Genomic DNA, 19,220 nt, shown 5'->3' with positions numbered 1-19,220 from the left:
TATTCTTGCAGGCGAGGAGCGCGCGATATGGACAAGCTGTATATGTATATGTTGACCGACCTGGACGGGACGCTGCTGCGGCCGGATGCCACGCTATCGGAGCTTACCGTCGAGACCGTGACCGGTGCGATTCGGAGCGGGCATGTCATCAGTTATGCTACCGCAAGAAGCTATACAAGCTCCCAGGCTGTAGCGGACAGGATTCCCTGGCAGCATCCGATCGTCCTGTACAATGGAGCTTTGCTGTACGATCCGGTGACGGCTTCGAAGCTCGACGGTGCTTTTCTGCCGCCCGCTATGACCAATGACCTGATCGCCTTCGGCAAAACGTTCGGCCTGTGCCCGCTGCTGTTCGCGCTCGATGAGCATGACACGGAACGTGTCCTTCACGAGCCTTTGACACGAGCGGAGACCGGCAGTTCAGGGCAAGCCGCCATCAAGATCCCCGCTTTCGCGAGACGGTCGCGCTGCGGTGCCCGGAGGACTTTCAAACGATGATGCTGACCTATATCGGGATGTATGAGGAGCTTGAACCTTTGTATGAGGCTGTGAAGCAGCAGTACGGCGAAAGAGTGCATGTCCACTTTATGCCGGACGGGTATTTGAAGGATCATTACTTCCTTGAAATCAGCGACCCCGATGCGAACAAGAGCAGCGGGCTGCTGATGTGGGCGAGGCATGTCGGCTGCCGCCCGGAGCAGGTTACCGTGTTCGGAGATAATCTGAACGATATCGGATTGTTCCGCGCGGGCGGAACCCGGTTGGCCGTAGCCAATGCGCAGCCGGGTCTGAAAGCATTGGCCGACGAGGTGATTGAAGCGAACACGGACGATGGCGTTGCCCGTTATATTTTGCGCCGGTTGAACGGGGAAAGCGGCAGCTGATTTAGAGCGCTTAGTCAAATGCCTGCCGGTGGATAATCCGATCCGAATGTCCGATGACAAACGGACGGAGCGTGCGGAACCGTTCCGTAGTGGCATGAGTGTCCGTTCTTATCCGGGGATTCGTCCTCTTACCTAGAGGACAACCCAAGAAAGTTGCGGAGCACAGCACTTGGAAGCAGGATCAGGATCCGTAAGCTGCGATGGATTTGTATCGGCTTCGGCTGTCTCGAATATCCGGGCAGGCTTTTCGTTAGCGGGCTTTATGGAGAAGCCGTATGTTTATCCGGGAGCAAGTCAGGCTAGACGGGGTCGCTCTCCAGATCGTCATAGTACATCGTTTCTTTGTTGAATGACCGGTTGATGGATAGGAACGTATGCAGCAGTTCGAACAAGTCGGTCTGGCCAAGTTCCAGGGAAATCCGCTCGTTACCGGTCTCCATCTGGTCCACATGAATTTGAATCGATTTGTTGGCCGGGTTGACTTGAATCTCCCAATGATCTTTCTTCAGTACGCTTTCCCACATATACGATTCATCCTCTCCTTCAGCTGTAGTCCTATTTGTTATAATAGAAATGGACACGTAGTCTATTCTATGCTCCGGTTGGACAGATATGACTGCTGCAGCGTTCCAGCTCCCGCGAGTAAACGCTGCCGCGTTCTTCCTTGATGCGTTTATGCGTTTTGCCGGGCAGTCCGTACGCGTATGGAAGCGGGCATCCACCTTGCCGCGAGCCGGAGGAAAGCATTGAACTATCGGGAAGTCCGTGATAAAATTTGGAACATAGACTCGGGTAAATGGGGATTTCATGCATGAACAAAATGGAAGCGGAATTCAGCAATTTGGTGAAAGCGTTTCGAAAGCGCCATATGGGTAAAGGCCCCCGGGAGATCCGGACTACCTTCTGCAATCATTGGGCGATTTGCGAAATGGAGGGCAACCTCTCGCCGGTTGAGAAGTTCATTGCCTCCGGCAGCGAAGGCAGGCATGTGCTGCGCACCGCTAGAACGGAGATGGTGAAGGAAATGTACCGCAACCATCCGCCAGTTGAAATGGAAGAGCTGCTGGGCGCCAAGTTTCTGGAATTATATCTCGATATCGATTTGGAAAAGGACTTCGGCATGTCGATCTTTGTGTTCGATCAGAACATTCAAAACAAATTTGCATCCAAATAACTGCATAGAAGTGCCGTTGGCACTTGGCAGCGACCCTGCTTAAGACTAACAGCCGCAGCAGATCTACTTTCTTTTTTTTTCAGGAAAAAGGAGGCAGGTCTGCTGCGGCTTTTCTATTGCGCGAATATTTTTCGATCAAGATCCATGAAGCAGACTTCGCTCAAGCAAGCCCGGTTTTAGATAGAAGAAAAACACGCAGGAGGTTTAAACTATGGGAAGAACGGTACATACGGGGCCGATCCGGCTCCCCAAGCAGCTGGACCCGAAGCTGTGGGTCAGTAAAGTTCCTTTCGGGCTTGGACACGTAAAGCCCCACCACATCAAAGATACGCTGAAAATTGCCTGGGATAACCGCGACCAGCTGCCTTACGCTTATCGCATTCTGACTCAAGGCGTATGCGACGGCTGTGCGCTCGGCGTCTCGGGGCTGTACGACCGGACGCTGGAAGGACCGCATCTTTGCACGACGCGGCTGAATGTGCTGCGCCTGAACACGATGCCCGCGATCGCGCCGGATCATCTGCATCAGGAGATCGGCGAGCTGCGCAAGCTCGACAGCACGGCGCTCCGCAAGCTGGGCCGCATTCCGTATCCGCTGATCCGGCGCAAGGGAGAGAAGCGCTTTTCCCGGCTGTCCTGGGACGATGCGCTCGGAATGATTGCAGACAAGATCCGATCCATCGATCCGAAACAGCTCGCTTTTTACTTGACGGCGAGAGGAATCACGAATGAGTCTTACTATGCGGCCGCGAAGATCGCCCGCCTGCTCGGAACGAATAACATCGACAATGCCTCCCGGATCTGCCATTCCCCGTCGAAGACGGCATTGAAGCGTTCGGTCGGCATCGGCGCTTCCAGCTGCAGCTACAAGGATTGGATCGGCACCGACGTGCTGATCTTCTGGGGCAGCGTCGCGGCGAACAATCAGCCGGTATCGACGAAATATATGTATGCGGCCAAGCGGAAAGGGACGAAAATTATCGTCATCAACCCGTACTACGAGCCGTCGATGGAGCAGTACTGGATTCCGTCCATTCCGGAATCCGCCTTGTTCGGCACGAAGATCGCCGACGATTTCTACCAGGTGAACATCGGCGGCGACATTGCCTTCATGAACGGCGTCATGAAGCATTGGTTCGAGATGGAAGAGCAGGCGCCGGGCAGCGCGGTCGACCATGCTTTTGTGCAGGCGCATGCGAACGGGTACGACGCGCTCAGAGAGCATGTCAGGAAGCAGGACTGGGAGCTGCTGGAGCGCTCCTCCGGTCTGAGCCGGGCAAGAATGCTCGAATTCGCCCAACTGCTGGCCGGCGCGAAGTCCGCGGTGTTCGTCTGGAGCATGGGGCTGACGCAGCACCGCTTCGGGACGGACAACATTTCGCAGGTGGCGAACCTTGCGCTGCTGCGGGGTTTTCTGGGCCGCGAGCACTGCGGTTTAATGCCGATCCGCGGCCACAGCGGCGTGCAGGGCTCGGGCGAGATGGGGGCCGACCCGTTCAGTCTGCCCGGAGGGGAGTTTAAAGGCGAAGACATTGCCCGTATCGAGCGGGAATGGGGCTTCAAGCTGCCGGCATGGCAGGGGGATATCGTCGGCGTTTCGCTGGAGAACGCGCTGCTGCCGGAGACGCATGACCGGAAGCTGAAGCTGTTCTACACTTCAGGCGGAAACTTTCTGGAGACGATGCCGGACCCTGACTTTGTCCGGAAATGTCTGGAAAGCGTAGATATCCGCGTGCATCAGGATATCGTGCTGAACACGTCGACGCTGGCGGACGCGAAGGAAGCGGTGCTTGTGCTGCCTGCGATGACCCGCTATGAGCAGCCGGGAGGCGGCACGTCGACCTCGACAGAGCGGATGGTTTATTACTCTCCGCAGATTGAAGGCGGTCCCGCGATTGGAGAGGCGCGTGCGGAATGGCAAATCTACATCGAGCTGGCCCGGCGCGTGAACCCGGAATATGAAACGCAGGTCGCCTTCCGCAGCGCGGAGGAAATCCGCCGTGAGATTGCCCGGACCGTGCCTTATTATGACGGCATCCAGCACCTGTCTCAGCGCGGGGACGTGTTCCAGTGGGGAGGAGCCTGGCTGTGCGAGGGCGGTATTTGCCCGACGAAGGACGGACGCGGTCAACTCATCCCGATCGAGCTGCCGGAGCTTCGCAAGCCGGAGGGACATTTCCTTGTCACGACGCGGCGCGGGAAGCAGTTCAACTCGATGATCTACAGTGAAACCGATCCTTTTAACGGGGCGGACCGGTATGACGTTCTGATGAATGAGACGGACGCCCAATCGCTTGGCTTAAAGCCGGGCGACGCCATCGTCGTCTACAACCGCCACGGCCTGATGCATGGCCGGGTGAAGCCGGTACCGGTGCAGAAGGGCAATCTGGAGGTGCACTGGCCGGAGGGCAACGGCTTGATCCCGAAGGGCGTGTATGAGCCTCATGCCGGGATTCCGGAATACAATACGTCCGTCATCGTGGAAAAAGCGGAAACGTTCCACGCCTTCAAGGACACTAAATATGTAGAGAAGCGGATTGCCGAGCTGGAAACGGAAATGGAGTGAGGCTGCAGTGGAGCAGGACGTAACGGTAAAGCGGACAATCACAAGATATGAGGGCGGCCGGTTCAGCCTTAAAGCGGATGACGTGGTGACGGAGGTTCCTTTGACGGTGAAGGTAAATCGGGAGGAATTCGCGACCATGGTATGCACGCCGACCTATATGGAGGAGCTGGTCATCGGGTTTTTGGCGTCGGAGGGATTGATTCGAACGGCGGAGGAAATCCGCCGGCTTTCTCTGGATGCGTCGCGCGGCTTTGCCGACGTCGAGCTGCAGGGTCAGCAGTATGCCGGCAAGGACTGGCATCAAAAAAGGTTCATTGCCTCCTGCTGCGGCAAAAGCCGCCAGTTCTACTTTCATAATGACGCCCGGACGGCCAAAACGATCGTTTCCCGGGATACGATCACGGCGGAGCAGTGCATCCGCCTGATGCGGGAGCTGCAGCAAAGCTCGGTTGATTTCCATAAAACGGGCGGCCTGCATAACGCAGCGCTCTGCAGCCCGGATGGCGTGCTGCTCATCCGCTCCGATATCGGCCGGCACAACGCAATCGATAAAATATACGGCAGCTGTCTTCAGCAGCGTATGAGCATGAAGGGCAAGCTGCTTGCGGTCAGCGGCCGCATTTCCTCAGAAATATTGCTGAAGGCTGCCAAGCTTGGCGTCGGCCTGCTGCTTTCGAAATCGGCGCCTACAGAGCTTGCGCTGAAGCTGGCGGAGGATTTGGGCATTACGGTGGCGGGCTTCATCCGCGGAGATTCCTTTAATGTGTATACGTACCCGGAACGGATTGTGGCGGGGGAAGGCTCTTTGTAGCTGCCGCTGCGAGCTTGCCGGCGCCGGGGGGAATTGCCGGCAGAGGCTTTTTGCGGCAGGGGCGGGGCGCTCCCTTGACTTTATGGTCATCTGCCAGCCAGGCTGCAGCTGGCTATTGCTACTGCCCTCGCGCAGCTGTGCATAACAGCTGCAGAACAAAGGAAGCCTTCGTACCAAAGAACCGGTGCGAAGGCTTTTTTTTGATAGTCACCCCATAACCTGCGGTAATAAATAGGAGGCTCTTTTAATTCCCCCCATCATCCCTCCGGTAACTAATCGGAATTTCTTCGGAGCCGAAGCTCCCCTCAGGTAGCCGGCGGAAACGAGACGCCGTTCTCCCAGGCGAGGATGAAGGCTTCGAATCGGCGCTGCTCCGGGAACACGCTTAAATCGCCGAAGTAGCGTTCTATCGCAAAAATTTGCGACGCATGCGCCCGGAGCGCCTCCGCTTTTACCCTCCAGTCCGGCTCCGTATCTACGGTGACGGCGGGCAGGCAGCCTTGGCTCAGTAAGGTGCCTGAGGCATGATAGTATAATCTTTGCACGGATGGGCAGCGGCCGCTCGTCACGGCCAGCGTCGTCAGCCTGGAGATGGCTACATGGTCCGGATGGCCGTTCCCTCCATCTTTCGGAAAGGTGAACACCGACTCCGGCTTGTGCCGATTTATGAAAGATATGATGGCTTCGACGGCTTCAGCCTCGTTGACAAGGCCCAGCTTTCCGTCAGGATAGCCCAAATGCTCGACGACGGAAATGCCGAGAATCTCGGCGGCCTTGTCCATTTCTTTTACTCTTACGGAAGCGAGCTCATCGTTGGTCAGATGAGAGACGTGTCCGTTCTTTTTTCCCGCGTCGCCTTTGGTGGCCAGCAGCAGGCTTGGAGGGTCTCCTTGATCGGCGAGCTGCCGGATCAAGCAGCTGCTCAGAAAGGTTTCATCGTCAGGATGAGCATAAATAAATGCGGTCGTTGAACTCATGATTATCATCAGCCTCCTGCAACCATTATACCTGAAATGCAGGGAAATAAAGAGAAGCCCCCGGCTAAGGTTGAACTGTCACCCGCAAGAAGGATGCTGTGAAAATACGATCCTTCTTGCGATTGCAGTTCAGGCCGAGGGCTGCACTCTTTTTATGGGCGGCTTAGGGAGTTCACTTTCATCGGCTTCGCTGTCTGAGCGGCTGTAAAGCTTAGGCTGTACGGCGGCACTGCGAGGCAGGGGAGCGTGCGCTCAGCAGATCGCGGAATTCGTTCAACAGCTGTGTCAGCTCATTACGTAATGCGTGAAGCTCCGCATAGCTGCTTTTTTGCGTTCGGTTCAGCTCAAACGGAGGAAGCTTGCTGAATTTGACATAATCCTCATAGCATGAGTTAGCTCGGGTGACGACGGGTTGAACGACTGTAATAGAACTCATAGGCTCCGCCCCTATCCATTGAATTGGTTGTCTATAGAGAAAAGCGTAAAGCTGTAAGCATTTACAAGTCAATATATTTTTAGAATATTCTGATAATTTTGCTTTGAAAGATTGTATTTGCGGCCGCGCCTTTTTTGGACGCGTATATTATTATTTTCCAAAGGTGAAAATATCGTGAGAATAATGCGAAGGAGGATAACCCGTATGCACGAGGAAGAGAACGATACTCTCAAGCAGCCGAACCAAGAGTCGTATGCTTCATCCGTCTCGGCCGAGCAGCAGGAGCTTACCGAAGGGATCGATTATTCCAAAGATTTTATTTGGGGAAGCGATCAGGATGAGTATGTCGATGAAAGCTGATTGAACCGGATTCGGTTTAGCTTAAAGCTGTCTCTTCTGAAGAGACGGCTTTTTTTCTTATTAAAACTTACAAGCTTCCGGAGAAATAGCGGATATCTTCATTCCAACCTGCATCTATTAGTAAAGGGCTCCTGAGCATGCAGGTTCTGTCAGTACAATGAGCTTGCCAAGCGGGTGAGGATTGGTGCATAGTAGGATAGCAGGAAATCGTGCGGAAGCGGGATCGCCAAGTTTTTTCGGCACACTCCGGGTTGGATTACCACAATCGGCAAGGATCGTGATAAAATAGTACACGGGATGAGCCGGCCTAGAAAAGTATGGGGATTCTATCGATACAGCGCGACAAATAGGGGAGAAGGCATTACAATGGAATGAGCGGATTGCTTACAATATAAAATAAAAACAAAGCAACGGAATGTTGACAGTAGAAATGCATCAAGGACTGATCTAACCGGTGTTAAGGGGGTTCGCTGGATGAGAAATGTCAATCCTCGCGTCTTGATTCTAACGGCTAGCTATGGAAATGGACATATCCAAGCATCTCACGCCATTCAACAGCAATTTATCAAACAAGGGATTGAGCAGGCAACCATCATTGATTTGATGAAAGAAGGCCACCCTTTTCTAAACAAGATAACGACGTCGCTGTACAAAAAAAGCCCGCAAAGCTCGAGAATGGGCCTCGATTATTACGGCTGGAGTTATTATTTGACCCGGGAAACGAAGCATACGGCGCTGTTTAACCGCTCCATGCAGGTGCTGGGCAGAAAAAAGCTGATGGAGGTCATTCATCAACAAAGGCCCGACGCGGTGGTCAACGCGTTTCCATTTGGAGCCGCCCCGGAGGTGTGCAGCACGATGGGTATTCAGAATTTCACGGTCATTACGGATTATGCGCTGCATTCCACGTGGATTCATCCGTTTGTGGATAAATATTATGTGGCAACGGAAGATTTGAAGCAGGATATTATATCGAAAGGCTTCGCCAAAGAACGCGTTGAAGTCAGCGGGATCCCGATCCGCAAGGAGTTCGACGAAATGTCCTTTAACCGGGGCGCATTAATGAGAAGATCGGACAAGAAAACGATTCTGATTATGGCTGCCGACAGCGGGGCGGTTAGTTATATAGAAGAAATGCTGCAGATGCTGCTGCTGCTCGGCAGCTATCGCATTGTAGTCGTTTGCGGACGCAACGAGAAGCTGAAGCAGAGGCTGGAGCTGCAGTATGCATCGTTTCGCCAGCTGAAGGTGCTCGGTTACGTGGACCGTATTCATGAGCTGATGTCTACTTCCTCGTGCATTATTACCAAAGCGGGCGGACTTACACTGACGGAGGCGATTGCTCTTCGGCTTCCTATCTTCATTTATAAGCCCTATGCCGGACAGGAACGGGAGAATGCGCGCTATTTGGCCGGGATGGGCGTAGCATCGGTGTCTCATCATGTGGAGGAGCTATCCGCACAGATTCAGTTTTTGTTAACGAATCCGGGACTCATCGAAGCGGTTGAGAGCCGAATGATCGGCCTGCAAAAGAAGCATGCCTCAGCACTTATCGTCCGTGATATTATTCAAACGATCGATCAGCAGGTTTCCGTTTCGATCTAAGCCAACCTGCTGCACAAATGGAAAAGCTCCGGAAGGTCATGGAACTATGACGCTGTCCGGAGCTTTTTTTCGTTCGGATGGGACGGCTGGGAGCCTGACTGAAGCTTGAGGCAGCACGCAGCGCATACGGCCAGCCAGCCCGCGCTGGCCAAGTAGCCTGCAGCTATGTCGCTGGGGTAATGGACGCCCAAATAAATGCGGCTCAGCCCAATGATGCCTGTCATACCTCCGGCCGCGGCAAGCAGAACGGTTCTGCCTGTCCGGGAAGGGACAATGCCCCACAATAAGAAGACAAGCGCGGCAAAAAAAGCGAAGGACTGCATGGCATGTCCGCTTGGAAAGCTGAATCCGCTTTCCTCAATGAAAAGGTCCAGAGCAGGCCTTTCGCGGCGGAACGCCAGCTTTAGCCCGTAGTTGAGGAGCGCGGAGCCGGCTATCATGGCTGTGAACATGGCAAGTACGATGCGCCGCGTAGGCGTGAAGCAGGCCGCGGCAAGCGCCAGGCAGGCGAGCGGAGCGATCCATCCGAGCGAGCCCAATGCCGTGATCGGCTTCATCAGGGCGGTCAACCAAGGCGAGCGTATGCTTTGAATCCAGGCCGTTAAGGCATGATCGAACCGCTCCAGCGTAGGGCCGCCGATATAAAAAGCGATCGTTCCAAAGCACACCAAACAAGCCAGGCTGAATATAAGTAGAGTAGATGGGCGAATACGGATATACATGAGACCTCACCTTAACTTGTCGTATTGATTTCATTATACACAGATCGTTGTCGATTTGGGAATTGGCGAAGGAGGGCACGCCATGGGAGGAGTACACAGCGAGGATGTCGACCGCTTCTTAGCGGTCATCGCTTATTTGGAAAGCGAAGTGAACCGTCTGCTGATGAAAACGGAGCTGACGCAGGAGGAGCGCGATTTTATTTGGGATCATATCATTATCGTGCCGGGAAAAGAGGATCGGATGTAGTGTTAGAAAATGGCAAATCCGCCCCGGCTCAAAGGCTGGGGCGGATTTATTAACAAATCAGCTGGTTCATATGCGGATGTATCGTCGTTGCTTCTAAAGCAACTAAAAGAATTACATGCCCGGCTGGCCGTCGTCATGATTGAACTGCCAGTGAATGCCGAACTTATCGGTGAGACTCCCATAGCATTTACTCCAGAACGTTTCCTGGAGCTCCATGACCACTTGGCCGCCTTCCTTCAATTGATGATACCAGGTTTTAAGCTGTTCTACGTCTTTATTGATCAGAGACAAGCTGATGTTCGTCCCTGCCACAAAAGGCATCCCAGGAAAAACATCGGAAAACATGACATTGCTGCCATCGATATTCAGCCGGGTGTGCATGACTAAATTTTTCGCTTCCTCAGGCATAACGAACTCGGGATTAGGCGGAGTTTGACCGAAGGTCATAATTCGAGGGTTCTCCGTACCAAAAACCTTTGCATAGAACTCTACGGCTTCACGGCAGTTTCCATTAAAATTCAAATAAACGTCAACGGACACGAGCTTCACTCCTAATTGGTTAATGATGGATGCTTGTCTACCTTCCAATAGTATCATTTACCTCTGCCTAAACAAATACACCTTAAGTCGCGAAAATCTGCGTCGCACTGCCGCCGTCCATGTCAGGCTGACTGCATAGAATAATTGGTAATTTACGGGCTTTGGTCGGCATTTCTTGCTTTGTTGAATGGGATGTGGTAAAGTATATATTATAAATCTTGAAACTAATTCACATGTTGAAAAAAGTCTCATTTTTTAAATGGAACCTTTTTCAATGTGTGAATTTTTTTATGAGAAAATGATCATGTTACCAAAACGATTTTGGAGGGATTTTATTTTGCAAACAGGTACAGTGAAATGGTTCAACAGTGAAAAGGGATTTGGCTTTATTGAAGTGGAAGGCGGCAGTGATGTATTCGTACATTTCAGCGCGATCGAAGGCGAAGGCTACAAATCGCTGGACGAGGGCCAACGCGTTCAATTCAACGTAGCTCAAGGCAACCGCGGCCCGCAGGCCGAAAACGTTACCAAAATTTATTAATCAAAATCAAAGCTGCTCCTTCGTTTCAAGGAGCGGCTTTTTTTTCTAAATAGCATTGGAACGACAGCCGTTTATCGAACAACCGCAGCCTTTAATAGAGATGGGGGAACTAAGAATGAGAGTGAATTTGAAATTTACAAACCGAGGGCAGATCGCCATCGACAATTTCAATAATGGAGAATTGATCGAAATTTTTACAAGGTATATCCATACGCTAACGAAACGTTACGATGTGGTTATTTCCGTCCCGGCTGATGTGAATCAGGACATTAAAGCAGAGGGAACCTTGAAAGTATTATTGGACAATGTCAACTGTGATATCAATACCTTTTTCAAGGAATTAGGAAGAGACATTAAAGTACCTTTAAAGAAAAGACTCGATGAATCCGGTAAATTGGATAACGTATTTAAAATAGATGTCGTTCAATAATCATCCGAGAGTCGAATGTTATGGAAAGAATGAACGAGCTTGAAGCATCCGCGAGGATGCTTTTTTTATTGCATTTTTTTCACAGCGCGCAGACGCAAACCTATATGCTCTGACGGTTTGCCTAGTATTGCGACAAATTAAGTCCAAAACAGTCAACGACAAAGTGACAAGCTTTTCGAGAAGGTTTGTGTACAATCAGGGTAGCTTATCCTCTATTATCCTCAAAGAGGAATAAAAAGAAGATTCATTGCTTATTAATTACATAGGAATCACTCATTAAATCGATTAGAGAGGTGCTGCTGAACATGCGTAATCTACTTAAACATAACCTTGTCGTTTGTTTACTATGCGTGACACTGCTCTTTACGATGGGCTTCGGTATCGAAACCCGGCTGAACGATCAAGCGGGGACAGCAACCCGTCCCACGGTGGAAATCGGTCCGAAGGCTCCATTCTCCAATAGTAACCAATCAGCTCTAAATCAGCCGGAGCTTGTAACTGCTGCATCGGCTTCGCTAGCAACACCTGCTCCGTCCCTTCCAGCGGTACAGCAACCCGAGGAGCAGACGAACGAACAACCGGTGAATCCGGAGATCACGGTAGCCAAGTATGAAGTCACGGCTTACTATCTCAACGTACGCTCTGAAGCGGACGGGACTTCTAAGATCATGGACGTCGTGACGCAAGGCACGATTCTTGAAGTTTCGAAACCAACCGACAATGGGTGGCTGGAGCTGACAGGCGGAGGATATATCCATGGCGGGTATGCTAAACGGATCAGCGAAGAAGCTAAGCCCTCCCCGCAAGCTGCAGCTAAAGCGGAGGAACAGGCCGCCGGAGAAGCTATAGCTGTACAAGCCCCGCAGCCAATCGTCCATGCCAAGCCTGCCGAGCCTAATAAACCCTCCTCTGCGGTGAACTCCACTTCCGGACTTACGGAAGAGCAGATTGCAGCCGTCATCAAAGATACCGCCCTCGAAGGGGAAGGGCTGGAGGAAGCCATTCTGGAGATTGAGCGTATGTACGGCATTAATTCATTTTTTACGATTGCCGTGATGAAGCTGGAGAGCGGTCACGGAAAAAGCCAGCTGGCGCGAACCAAAAACAATTTATTCGGCTTGAATGCCATTGACAGCGATGCTTACAATAAAGCGCTTAGCTTTAAAACCAAGGGAGAAAGCGTCAAGCAGTTCGGACACATTATTTCGGAGTTTTATTTTGACAGAGGATTGACAAGCCTTGAGAAGGTAGCCCGTAAATACTGCGGGGCGAATTCCAACTGGCCGGTTTTAGTGAAGAGCATCATGAACAGCGACTATAAAAAGGTGCTGTAAGGATAAGCTCCCTAGATCGCTCTGTATCGTCATGCCAGCATAAGTGACATTCTTGTGAAATTCAAAATGCTCTGTTTACTCTATCGTTAGTCTATACTATATTATTACTTCTTGGCACTCCTTTTCGGGAAAGGGACAAGCGGCTCTTTTCGAAAGGGAGTTCCTCAAGCGGGAATCAAATTCAATGGCTGCTATGAAGCTTGCGTCAGCTAGTGACGGAAGAAGGACTATCCTTGATTCGGCGGATAGTTTTTTTGCATTCGGCAGGAAACAAGAAGCATGTTATGCATCGAGAGGAGACAACTATGAAACGCTTCGCATGGCCATTTATACGATTTAATGCACCAGCCGGAGGGACGTTTTTTTCAGTCAAAAATAGATTGGCCGCTTCCTTCCTTATCGTTTTACTCGTTCCGGCTTTATGTCTAACTTGGAATTCCTATCAGACGGCGAAAAAGAAAGTGGACGAGCAGGTCACCATGGCCGCAGAAGTCAGTGTCCGTTTGCTAAACAACGTGTTCAGCGAGTTTATCGTTGCCAAGCTGCAGGATGTGGCAGGGCTTGCATACCGCATGGAGCTGGCCGGGATGAAGTCGCTGGACGGCGGAAATATCGGCAGCAGCCCGAACGCTCGCAAACAGCTGGAGGGGTACCGAGCGGTACATCCGGAAATTGAGCAGGTATATGTAGGTACGGAAGACGGATTGTTTATGAATGCGCCGGATTCTTTCAAAAACCCGCCGGACTACGACCCGCGCAAAAGACCTTGGTACCAGCAGGCGATGGCCAATAAAGACAAAGCTATCGTGACAGCGCCGTATGTATCCAAATCCTCGAATCAGCAGGTGCTTACGGTTGCTCAGGCGACCAAGGACGGTCAAGGGGTTGCGGCAATTAACGTCGGCATCGGACAGCTTGCCGAAATTACACGCAGTGTGCAAATCGGCCGGGAAGGGCTCATCTACATACTCGATCAGGACGGTAAAATGATCGTTCATCCGCAAGTGGCGCCCGGTACGGATGTATCGGCGGAACCGACGACCGTGAGCCTGTATAAAAGCGGATCCGGTTATTTTACCTACCTGTCGGGGGAAGGACCAAAGAAGATGGTATTCGCCACCAATGCACAAACCGGGTGGAAAATAGCCGGTACGATGTATGAACGAGAGGCAGCCGATGAGGCGGCGCCTATTTTGCATCGAACCGTTATCGTGCTTATCGTTGCACTCCTGCTTGGCGGGCTGCTGCTGTATTGGGTTATTTATTCCATTATCCGGCCGCTGAAGCAGATGAACCGGGTTTCGATGAAAATAACCGAAGGGGATCTAACCGAGCAAATTGCGGTTACCCGGGAGGATGAGCTGGGCCGGCTGGGGTACAGCTTCAACGAAATGTCCCGATCGCTGCGGTCGGTCATCTATCAGGTGAGCGAGAACGCGATTCAGCTGTCCGCTTCGGCGCAACAGCTTGCGACAAGCTCGGAGGTTAGCTCGGAGGCTAGCGAGCAGATTGCCGCTGCTATGCAGGAAGCGGCGTCCGGGACGGAGCAGCAGGTGCGCAGCACCGAAGAGACGCAGCAGGCGATGACCGAGATGGAACGGCAGGTGGACCGGATCGCTGCCCATGCGGAGCATGCCGCTTCTTCCGCCTCTCATGCCAAGGAAAGAGCTGCCGAAGGCAACGAAGCCATTCAGCGGGCCGTCAATCAAATGAGCTCTATCGGAGCGGGTGTCAATCACCTGGCGCAGGTCATTCACGGCTTGGACGAGCGGTCAGTCGGAGATCGTCAAAATCATTGATGTCATTACCGAAATTGTGGCGCGCACCAATTTGCTTGCGCTTAATGCTGCGATTGAAGCCGCAAGAGCGGGGAGCATGGCCGGGGCTTTGCCGTGGTATACCAGGAAATACGAAAGCTGGCCGAGCAGTGCTCCGAGTCGGCGAAGCAAATTTCCGGCTTGATTGGGGGCATGCGGCAGGAAACGGATGCAACCATCGTTAACATGCAAAATGTAAAGCTGGAGGTGCAGGAAGCCGTAAAGGCAGTTCAGACGGCCGGATCGTCCTTTGAGGAGATCACTGTATCCGTGGATGCACTGGTAGAGCAAATCGGCGAAACCGCCGCCGTATCCCACAGCATGTCTGATAGTTCCCGGAAGGCGGCATCGGCGATGGATGTCGTCACCGAGGTGTCGGAAGGGACGGCGGGCCGGATCCGGCAGGTGGCGGGAATTACCGAGGAGCAGCTTGCCTCGATGGAGGAAATCACGGCTTCTGCCAATGCGTTAACCAAGATGGCTGAGGATTTGCAGGCCTTGATCGATAAATTTAAAGCGTAGGTTTAATAGGTAAAAGCATAGACGGCTTGCCGAGGCATGCATATCTATGCTTTTTATTTCATGAGCGGTTTAAGCTAAGCGGCTTTACATGGACTGCTGCTGGAGCAGGTAATGGTAAATTCCTTTCTGCCGGTAAAGCTGCTCATGCGTGCCGCTCTCGACGACGGCCCCTTGATCCAGGACGACAATCAGATCTGCATGGCGGATTGTGCTCAGCCGGTGTGCGATAATGAGCGTTGTCCGGTTTTGAAGCAGCTTATCCATGTTTTGTTGAATGATTCGCTCGGATTCCGTATCCAGTGCGCTCGTTGCTTCATCGAATAGGAGAATCCGCGGATTGCGGATGAGCGCCCGCGCAATGACGATCCGTTGACGCTGGCCGCCGGACAGCCGGAGGCCGCCTTCTCCAATGACCGTATCATAGCCGAGCGGCAGAGCTTCGATGAACTCATGGGCTCCTGCAAGCCGGGCTGCCTGCTCGATCTCCTCCACAGCGACGTTTTCAACGCCTAGGGCGATATTTTCCTTTACCGATCCGCGAAACAACAGGGGTCCTGCTGTACGACCCCGATTTGCCTGCGTATGGAGGCGGCATGCACCTCGCGAAGCGGATAACCGTCAACATAGATTTCCCCGCTTGACGGCTCCAGCAGCTTCAGCAGCAAATTGGCGATCGTCGATTTGCCCGATCCGCTCCGGCCGACAAGTGCGACGGTTTGTCCGGGCTTCAGCTCCAGATCAAGATTTTGCAGAATCATTTTACCTCCGCGATAATACTGGAACGATACCTTATCAAATCGGATATGCCCTTGAATCGAAGGAAGCATCCGCATCTGCTCAGGCTTAGGGTGCTCCGGAGTCGACTCGAATACGTCGTTCAGCCGTTCCATAGAAATGCGCGCTTCCGAAAGCTCGCTGCTGCGCTGAGAAATCATTTCCAGAGCGAACATAAACGAGGTGAACAGTACCGTATACGCTACGAGCTCGCCTAGGCTGAGCTGTCCGTTCATAACGTATGTGGAGCCAAAATAAAGCAGCGCCACATTGCTTAAGGATCGCAAGCCCGAGGACGCAGCTTTGGCGGCTGCTTCCAATCGGCTTCCTTGCAGCCGCAGAGCGAACAGCCGGCCCAGCTTGCCCATAAGCTTACTGCGGATTTGACGCTCCATGGATAATCCTTTGACGGCGGCGACCGACTGAACCGCCTCCACAATCTGCGTCTGGGCTTCTCCTTCGGCCATAAGCTGCTTGCGGAGGTTGAGCCGCATTTTAGGCAAAATAAAAGCATAAAGACCTATATAAAGCGGCATAAGAGCGAAGGAAATGATAGCCAGGAAGGCATGGTAATACACCATTAATCCTCCGTACACGAGCAGGGTCACTAAATCAAGCAGCAGCTCGATGGCATGATCGGTCATCAGCCGGCGGATCTTTTCGTTTTCGTAAACGCGGGTCAAAATATCTCCTGACGTCCGTTTCGTAAAATACGAATAAGGAAGACGAAACAGCTGACGGTAGAAGCTGTCGAGCATGGCATGATCGATAATATAGGCAAGCCGCCCGATCAGCAGCTGGCGAATGACGATACTAACGGTGTTGAAGCCGATCAGGGCAAGCATGGCAACCGCAATAATATGGAGCAGCGGCCAGTTTGCGGCAGGCAGCACCCGGTCGAAAATTTGCTGTGTTATAACCGGAAACAGGAGATAGACAAGCTCGATGGCAATAGATAAAGCGGCTGCGGGCAGGAGCAGCTTTTTGGCGGAGGATATATATTCGAGATACCGTGTCCACAGCATTTCTTTATCCTCCAGCTCAGCAAGCGGTTCAGTCCGCTGGATGTCAATGACCAATCCGGTCCAATGCCGGCTGAACGTGTCGAACGATATAGTGTCGATATACCCCAAAGCCGGGTCGGCAACGACCAAACTCTGCTCGCCGACCTCATACACGACGATGTAATGATTGCCGTTCCAATGGGCGATGAAAGGAGTTGTCAGCTCATTCAAGAGGCTGCTCGCCGTATTCAAGCCTTTGGCCGTGAAGCCGAGCGATTCGAGCGTTTCGATAAGTCCGAGCATCGAAGTGCCTTCAGCCCCTACGTTGCAGCGCTCGCGCATCCGGTTGACGCCGGCATGGAGTCCGTAGTAGCGGGAGATCATGGTCAGACAGGTACTAGACCGCAGTCCATCTCGCTTTGCTGCATAAGCACAGGATATTTTCGGTGCCGCTTCCAATGCCTCCAAGGTTTTCCGGCAAGCTTAGTTCTCGGCTGGACTTTATCCTCCGAACGGAGGTCATTAGGGAGCGCTTCTGCCGGTTCAGACTCCTCCGGGGCCTTCTCCATAACCATCGCTGCGGCTGAGTAGTGGGAGGCGATCGAACGGATCGCTTCCAGAATGACCGGATATTTCTGAATCAGCTCATCAAAATCCGGCTTCGACAGGCGGAAGGCGGTAAGTCTTTCGGCGGCCCGGATGGTCGCTTTGCGAGGTTCTCCCGTCAACAGCGCCAGCTCTCCAAAAAAATCCCCAGGATATAACCGGTTGACAACGGCAGCCTCAGGGCCTCTCTCCACAATGGCCGAGCCGGACTTTAAGATATAGAACGCATCGCCGGTCTCCCCCTCGCGTACAAGGCAGTCCTGAGGCTCGTAGGTGCGAACCTCCAGCCCGTCGAGCAGCGAGCGAAGCGCAGCAGGATCGACGTGGGTGAGCACAGTATTATTCTTCAGAAAGGTTCGTATAATATCCGAGGCGATAAACTGTCTGAAATAGTTGTCCATGGCAGGATGCTGAGCAACCATGTCCTTGAACTGCAGGCGGCTCAGCTTGAGCGCCTCCAGTGAGGTGGATGCGCGGATCGTAACGGGCGGGGCGGCTTCACCGTCGAGCAGGCTGTGCTCGCCGAAATGCTCGCCAGGCTGCAGCAGTCCAAGATTGGTTTCTTTGCCTGCCGTGTTGACGCCGATTTTTCTGGCATTGCCGGAGACGATGATATACAAGGCATCCGGCGTTTGATTCCGATCGACGATCGTTTGTCCCATTGTAAAGCTTTCCAAATGAAATTGCCCGCTCAGCCATTGCTTCTCTTCGGAAGTCAATACATCGAATAGAGGAAATTGGTGCATATGCTGTATGCTGATTCCGTTCACAAGCTTCATCCCTCACCTAAGTTCCAAATATGTTCGCGAATTTCGAGCGTGTGCTGATAAGCTTCCAGCTTGTATTGAAACAGCTGTTCCCGCAGGCTTGCTGCGACCGTCTCGTTCAGTTCCGCCGGATATTGTTCTTCGACCAGAATAAGGCAGAATTCATGCTTGCGCTCGAAAGGGCCCAACAGTGTTCCCGGGGCTGCGTGGAATACGGCCGCAGCTATTTCCGGTTCCAAATCCGCCCGACTTATGAGCCCGGCGTATCCTCCCGACTTGGCAGTCGCCGGATCTGACGAGTACCGGCGTGCCAGCGCGTGGAAATCGGAACCCTCCTCCACCCGAAACAGCAATTCTTGAGCAGCTCCAAATTCACCGGTTACAAGGAGTGAAATTTCAGCACGGTCATACTGGGAGGCCGATTCGAGAAAGAGCCTCTGAATTTCATCGTCTGTCACGAAGTGCCGGGCCAAAGCTTCCTTAAGCACTGGCGGTCTTAACAGATCTACCAGGTCTTCCAGCGTCATTCCCCGATATTCCAGCCATTCGCTTGCTTGGGCAGCCGTAAATAAGCCGTTCGCCCGGCGGAACCGGGTGACGGCTGCTTGCAATGAGGTGCTTTCAGCGGCAAGCCCAACTGTCTCAGCCCAGCCTTCGATTGTCAGATCTTCCTTGCAGAGGCTGATGTCCGCCAGAGAGGCGTCTACCCGCAGCCTTTGAAGCAGCTGCTTTAAGGTCATCGTTTTATGATGGACGGAGAGAACCATTTCGTTTGCTTTATTCAACATGCATTCCTCGCATTTCTTAAGCTCATGTAATGTATTCTAGCATGTTGAAGGGATTTTTAGCGATTCATTTATTTTTCAAAACTTAAACAGAACTTAAACGAATTGTTTTATAATGAGTCCATTCGAAAAAGGAGGTTTTAAGAATGGGAGAGTCTAACGAGAAGCAGCTTGAGAAGAAACCTTCCGTCGAGCTGACGGATTTGTCGCAGGAAATGTCCGAGGAGCAGCTGAAGGATGTAAAGGGCGGAGACCTTAAAGTGAGTTCCAGACCCACTGTACTTAAAAAGATGATTCGCCCGTAATATGTAAAACAGA

22 protein-coding genes and 1 pseudogene are annotated in these 19,220 nt (G+C 52.5%); 14 read left to right on the top strand and 9 right to left on the bottom strand.

Features of this window, described 5'->3' with window-relative positions; all coding sequences use genetic code 11:
• Positions 1-27 precede the first annotated feature (27 nt).
• Together ACHHV8_RS19610 and ACHHV8_RS19605 are read left to right on the top strand one after the other, a co-directional pair.
• Complete coding sequence (locus ACHHV8_RS19610) at positions 28-498, top strand: HAD family hydrolase (protein ID WP_395160800.1); 471 nt, start codon at positions 28-30, stop codon at positions 496-498.
• On the top strand, positions 495-884 hold the full coding sequence (locus ACHHV8_RS19605; protein ID WP_395160798.1) for an HAD family hydrolase: 390 nt from the start codon (positions 495-497) through the stop codon (positions 882-884). The genes ACHHV8_RS19610 and ACHHV8_RS19605 overlap by 4 nt, the downstream gene beginning before the upstream one ends.
• A 299-nt stretch (positions 885-1,183) precedes the next feature.
• Here ACHHV8_RS19605 and ACHHV8_RS19600 read toward each other — a convergent pair whose 3' ends face one another.
• The gene (locus ACHHV8_RS19600) at positions 1,184-1,408 is read right to left on the bottom strand and encodes a hypothetical protein (RefSeq protein ID WP_395160796.1); all 225 of its coding nucleotides are present in this window, start codon (positions 1,406-1,408) and stop codon (positions 1,184-1,186) included.
• A 287-nt stretch (positions 1,409-1,695) separates the two neighbouring features.
• On the opposite strand from ACHHV8_RS19600, the gene ACHHV8_RS19595 reads away from it, so the two are divergent.
• The 3 genes from ACHHV8_RS19595 to fdhD all read left to right on the top strand — a co-directional run bounded on the left by ACHHV8_RS19595 (position 1,696) and on the right by fdhD (position 5,435).
• Positions 1,696-2,058 carry a Na-translocating system protein MpsC family protein gene (locus tag ACHHV8_RS19595; RefSeq protein ID WP_395160794.1) on the top strand — a complete coding sequence of 121 codons (363 nt, stop codon included), beginning with the start codon at positions 1,696-1,698 and terminating at the stop codon, positions 2,056-2,058.
• A gap of 211 nt (positions 2,059-2,269) precedes the next feature.
• Positions 2,270-4,624 (top strand): FdhF/YdeP family oxidoreductase, encoded by a 2,355-nt coding sequence (locus ACHHV8_RS19590; protein WP_395160792.1) that lies wholly within the window; start codon positions 2,270-2,272, stop codon positions 4,622-4,624.
• Between the two features lie 7 nt (positions 4,625-4,631).
• Entirely contained in the window at positions 4,632-5,435 is an 804-nt protein-coding gene (fdhD, locus tag ACHHV8_RS19585) for a formate dehydrogenase accessory sulfurtransferase FdhD (protein ID WP_395160790.1), read from the top strand.
• Between the two features lie 305 nt (positions 5,436-5,740).
• Here fdhD and ACHHV8_RS19580 read toward each other — a convergent pair whose 3' ends face one another.
• Positions 5,741-6,412 carry a PIG-L deacetylase family protein gene (locus ACHHV8_RS19580; protein WP_395160788.1) on the bottom strand — a complete coding sequence of 224 codons (672 nt, stop codon included), beginning with the start codon at positions 6,410-6,412 and terminating at the stop codon, positions 5,741-5,743.
• A 211-nt stretch (positions 6,413-6,623) separates the two neighbouring features.
• Positions 6,624-6,848: a hypothetical protein gene (locus ACHHV8_RS19575; RefSeq protein ID WP_395160786.1), complete on the bottom strand. Its 225-nt coding sequence runs from the start codon at positions 6,846-6,848 to the stop codon at positions 6,624-6,626.
• 204 nt (positions 6,849-7,052) lie between these two features.
• Here ACHHV8_RS19575 and ACHHV8_RS19570 point away from each other — a divergent pair, with 204 nt between their 5' ends.
• Both ACHHV8_RS19570 and ACHHV8_RS19565 read left to right on the top strand, forming a co-directional pair.
• Positions 7,053-7,208 (top strand): hypothetical protein, encoded by a 156-nt coding sequence (locus tag ACHHV8_RS19570; RefSeq protein ID WP_395160784.1) that lies wholly within the window; start codon positions 7,053-7,055, stop codon positions 7,206-7,208.
• Between the two features lie 474 nt (positions 7,209-7,682).
• Complete coding sequence (locus ACHHV8_RS19565; protein ID WP_395160782.1) at positions 7,683-8,813, top strand: MGDG synthase family glycosyltransferase; 1,131 nt, start codon at positions 7,683-7,685, stop codon at positions 8,811-8,813.
• Between the two features lie 44 nt (positions 8,814-8,857).
• On the opposite strand, the gene ACHHV8_RS19560 is transcribed toward ACHHV8_RS19565, so the two are convergent.
• Complete coding sequence (locus ACHHV8_RS19560; protein ID WP_395160780.1) at positions 8,858-9,535, bottom strand: phosphatase PAP2 family protein; 678 nt, start codon at positions 9,533-9,535, stop codon at positions 8,858-8,860.
• An 82-nt stretch (positions 9,536-9,617) separates the two neighbouring features.
• Here ACHHV8_RS19560 and ACHHV8_RS19555 point away from each other — a divergent pair, with 82 nt between their 5' ends.
• Positions 9,618-9,782 carry a hypothetical protein gene (locus ACHHV8_RS19555; RefSeq protein ID WP_395160778.1) on the top strand — a complete coding sequence of 55 codons (165 nt, stop codon included), beginning with the start codon at positions 9,618-9,620 and terminating at the stop codon, positions 9,780-9,782.
• A gap of 111 nt (positions 9,783-9,893) precedes the next feature.
• Here ACHHV8_RS19555 and ACHHV8_RS19550 read toward each other — a convergent pair whose 3' ends face one another.
• Positions 9,894-10,322 carry a VOC family protein gene (locus tag ACHHV8_RS19550; RefSeq protein WP_395160776.1) on the bottom strand — a complete coding sequence of 143 codons (429 nt, stop codon included), beginning with the start codon at positions 10,320-10,322 and terminating at the stop codon, positions 9,894-9,896.
• A gap of 337 nt (positions 10,323-10,659) precedes the next feature.
• Between ACHHV8_RS19550 and ACHHV8_RS19545 the strand changes: the two genes are divergently transcribed.
• The 5 genes and pseudogenes from ACHHV8_RS19545 to ACHHV8_RS19525 all read left to right on the top strand — a co-directional run bounded on the left by ACHHV8_RS19545 (position 10,660) and on the right by ACHHV8_RS19525 (position 14,966).
• The gene (locus ACHHV8_RS19545; RefSeq protein ID WP_395160774.1) at positions 10,660-10,863 is read left to right on the top strand and encodes a cold-shock protein; all 204 of its coding nucleotides are present in this window, start codon (positions 10,660-10,662) and stop codon (positions 10,861-10,863) included.
• 115 nt (positions 10,864-10,978) lie between these two features.
• On the top strand, positions 10,979-11,293 hold the full coding sequence (locus ACHHV8_RS19540; protein ID WP_395160772.1) for a hypothetical protein: 315 nt from the start codon (positions 10,979-10,981) through the stop codon (positions 11,291-11,293).
• 305 nt (positions 11,294-11,598) lie between these two features.
• Entirely contained in the window at positions 11,599-12,627 is a 1,029-nt protein-coding gene (locus tag ACHHV8_RS19535; protein ID WP_395160770.1) for a glucosaminidase domain-containing protein, read from the top strand.
• A 305-nt stretch (positions 12,628-12,932) separates the two neighbouring features.
• The gene (locus ACHHV8_RS19530; RefSeq protein ID WP_395160768.1) at positions 12,933-14,426 is read left to right on the top strand and encodes a methyl-accepting chemotaxis protein; all 1,494 of its coding nucleotides are present in this window, start codon (positions 12,933-12,935) and stop codon (positions 14,424-14,426) included.
• Positions 14,356-14,966, top strand: a pseudogene (locus ACHHV8_RS19525) (methyl-accepting chemotaxis protein). The gene ACHHV8_RS19530 and the pseudogene ACHHV8_RS19525 overlap by 71 nt, the downstream one beginning before the upstream one ends.
• Before the next feature lie 84 nt (positions 14,967-15,050).
• Here the strand turns inward: ACHHV8_RS19525 and ACHHV8_RS19520 are convergent.
• From ACHHV8_RS19520 to ACHHV8_RS19505, 4 genes are read right to left on the bottom strand one after another with little or no spacing between them, the layout of a single operon-like run.
• Entirely contained in the window at positions 15,051-15,512 is a 462-nt protein-coding gene (locus tag ACHHV8_RS19520) for an ATP-binding cassette domain-containing protein (RefSeq protein ID WP_395160766.1), read from the bottom strand.
• Positions 15,494-17,128 carry a peptidase domain-containing ABC transporter gene (locus ACHHV8_RS19515; RefSeq protein ID WP_395160764.1) on the bottom strand — a complete coding sequence of 545 codons (1,635 nt, stop codon included), beginning with the start codon at positions 17,126-17,128 and terminating at the stop codon, positions 15,494-15,496. Before ACHHV8_RS19515 ends, ACHHV8_RS19520 begins: the two co-directional genes overlap by 19 nt.
• A 2-nt stretch (positions 17,129-17,130) precedes the next feature.
• Entirely contained in the window at positions 17,131-18,120 is a 990-nt protein-coding gene (locus ACHHV8_RS19510) for a cyclic nucleotide-binding domain-containing protein (protein ID WP_395160762.1), read from the bottom strand.
• A 5-nt stretch (positions 18,121-18,125) separates the two neighbouring features.
• Positions 18,126-18,905 (bottom strand): peptidylprolyl isomerase, encoded by a 780-nt coding sequence (locus tag ACHHV8_RS19505; RefSeq protein ID WP_395160760.1) that lies wholly within the window; start codon positions 18,903-18,905, stop codon positions 18,126-18,128.
• A gap of 143 nt (positions 18,906-19,048) precedes the next feature.
• Between ACHHV8_RS19505 and ACHHV8_RS19500 the strand changes: the two genes are divergently transcribed.
• The gene (locus ACHHV8_RS19500) at positions 19,049-19,207 is read left to right on the top strand and encodes a hypothetical protein (protein ID WP_395160758.1); all 159 of its coding nucleotides are present in this window, start codon (positions 19,049-19,051) and stop codon (positions 19,205-19,207) included.
• Positions 19,208-19,220: the final 13 nt, after the last annotated feature.

Source organism: Paenibacillus sp. TAB_01 (assembly GCF_043945595.1).
GTDB lineage: Bacteria > Bacillota > Bacilli > Paenibacillales > NBRC-103111 > Paenibacillus_S.
This window is presented reverse-complemented; position numbering and strand designations above follow the sequence as displayed.

Excerpts from the sequence above, each read along its gene's own strand:
- ACHHV8_RS19610 (WP_395160800.1), top strand. The coding sequence starts at position 28 with ATGGACAAGCTGTATATGTATATGTTGACCGACCTGGACGGGACGCTG.
- ACHHV8_RS19605 (WP_395160798.1), top strand. The coding sequence starts at position 495 with ATGATGCTGACCTATATCGGGATGTATGAGGAGCTTGAACCTTTGTAT.
- ACHHV8_RS19600 (WP_395160796.1), bottom strand. The coding sequence starts at position 1,408 with ATGTGGGAAAGCGTACTGAAGAAAGATCATTGGGAGATTCAAGTCAAC.
- ACHHV8_RS19595 (WP_395160794.1), top strand. The coding sequence starts at position 1,696 with ATGAACAAAATGGAAGCGGAATTCAGCAATTTGGTGAAAGCGTTTCGA.
- ACHHV8_RS19590 (WP_395160792.1), top strand. The coding sequence starts at position 2,270 with ATGGGAAGAACGGTACATACGGGGCCGATCCGGCTCCCCAAGCAGCTG.
- ACHHV8_RS19580 (WP_395160788.1), bottom strand. The coding sequence starts at position 6,412 with ATGAGTTCAACGACCGCATTTATTTATGCTCATCCTGACGATGAAACC.
- ACHHV8_RS19575 (WP_395160786.1), bottom strand. The coding sequence starts at position 6,848 with ATGAGTTCTATTACAGTCGTTCAACCCGTCGTCACCCGAGCTAACTCA.
- ACHHV8_RS19570 (WP_395160784.1), top strand. The coding sequence starts at position 7,053 with ATGCACGAGGAAGAGAACGATACTCTCAAGCAGCCGAACCAAGAGTCG.
- ACHHV8_RS19565 (WP_395160782.1), top strand. The coding sequence starts at position 7,683 with ATGAGAAATGTCAATCCTCGCGTCTTGATTCTAACGGCTAGCTATGGA.
- ACHHV8_RS19560 (WP_395160780.1), bottom strand. The coding sequence starts at position 9,535 with ATGTATATCCGTATTCGCCCATCTACTCTACTTATATTCAGCCTGGCT.
- ACHHV8_RS19555 (WP_395160778.1), top strand. The coding sequence starts at position 9,618 with ATGGGAGGAGTACACAGCGAGGATGTCGACCGCTTCTTAGCGGTCATC.
- ACHHV8_RS19540 (WP_395160772.1), top strand. The coding sequence starts at position 10,979 with ATGAGAGTGAATTTGAAATTTACAAACCGAGGGCAGATCGCCATCGAC.
- ACHHV8_RS19535 (WP_395160770.1), top strand. The coding sequence starts at position 11,599 with ATGCGTAATCTACTTAAACATAACCTTGTCGTTTGTTTACTATGCGTG.
- ACHHV8_RS19530 (WP_395160768.1), top strand. The coding sequence starts at position 12,933 with ATGAAACGCTTCGCATGGCCATTTATACGATTTAATGCACCAGCCGGA.
- ACHHV8_RS19515 (WP_395160764.1), bottom strand. The coding sequence starts at position 17,128 with ATGATCTCCCGCTACTACGGACTCCATGCCGGCGTCAACCGGATGCGC.
- ACHHV8_RS19505 (WP_395160760.1), bottom strand. The coding sequence starts at position 18,905 with ATGTTGAATAAAGCAAACGAAATGGTTCTCTCCGTCCATCATAAAACG.
- ACHHV8_RS19500 (WP_395160758.1), top strand. The coding sequence starts at position 19,049 with ATGGGAGAGTCTAACGAGAAGCAGCTTGAGAAGAAACCTTCCGTCGAG.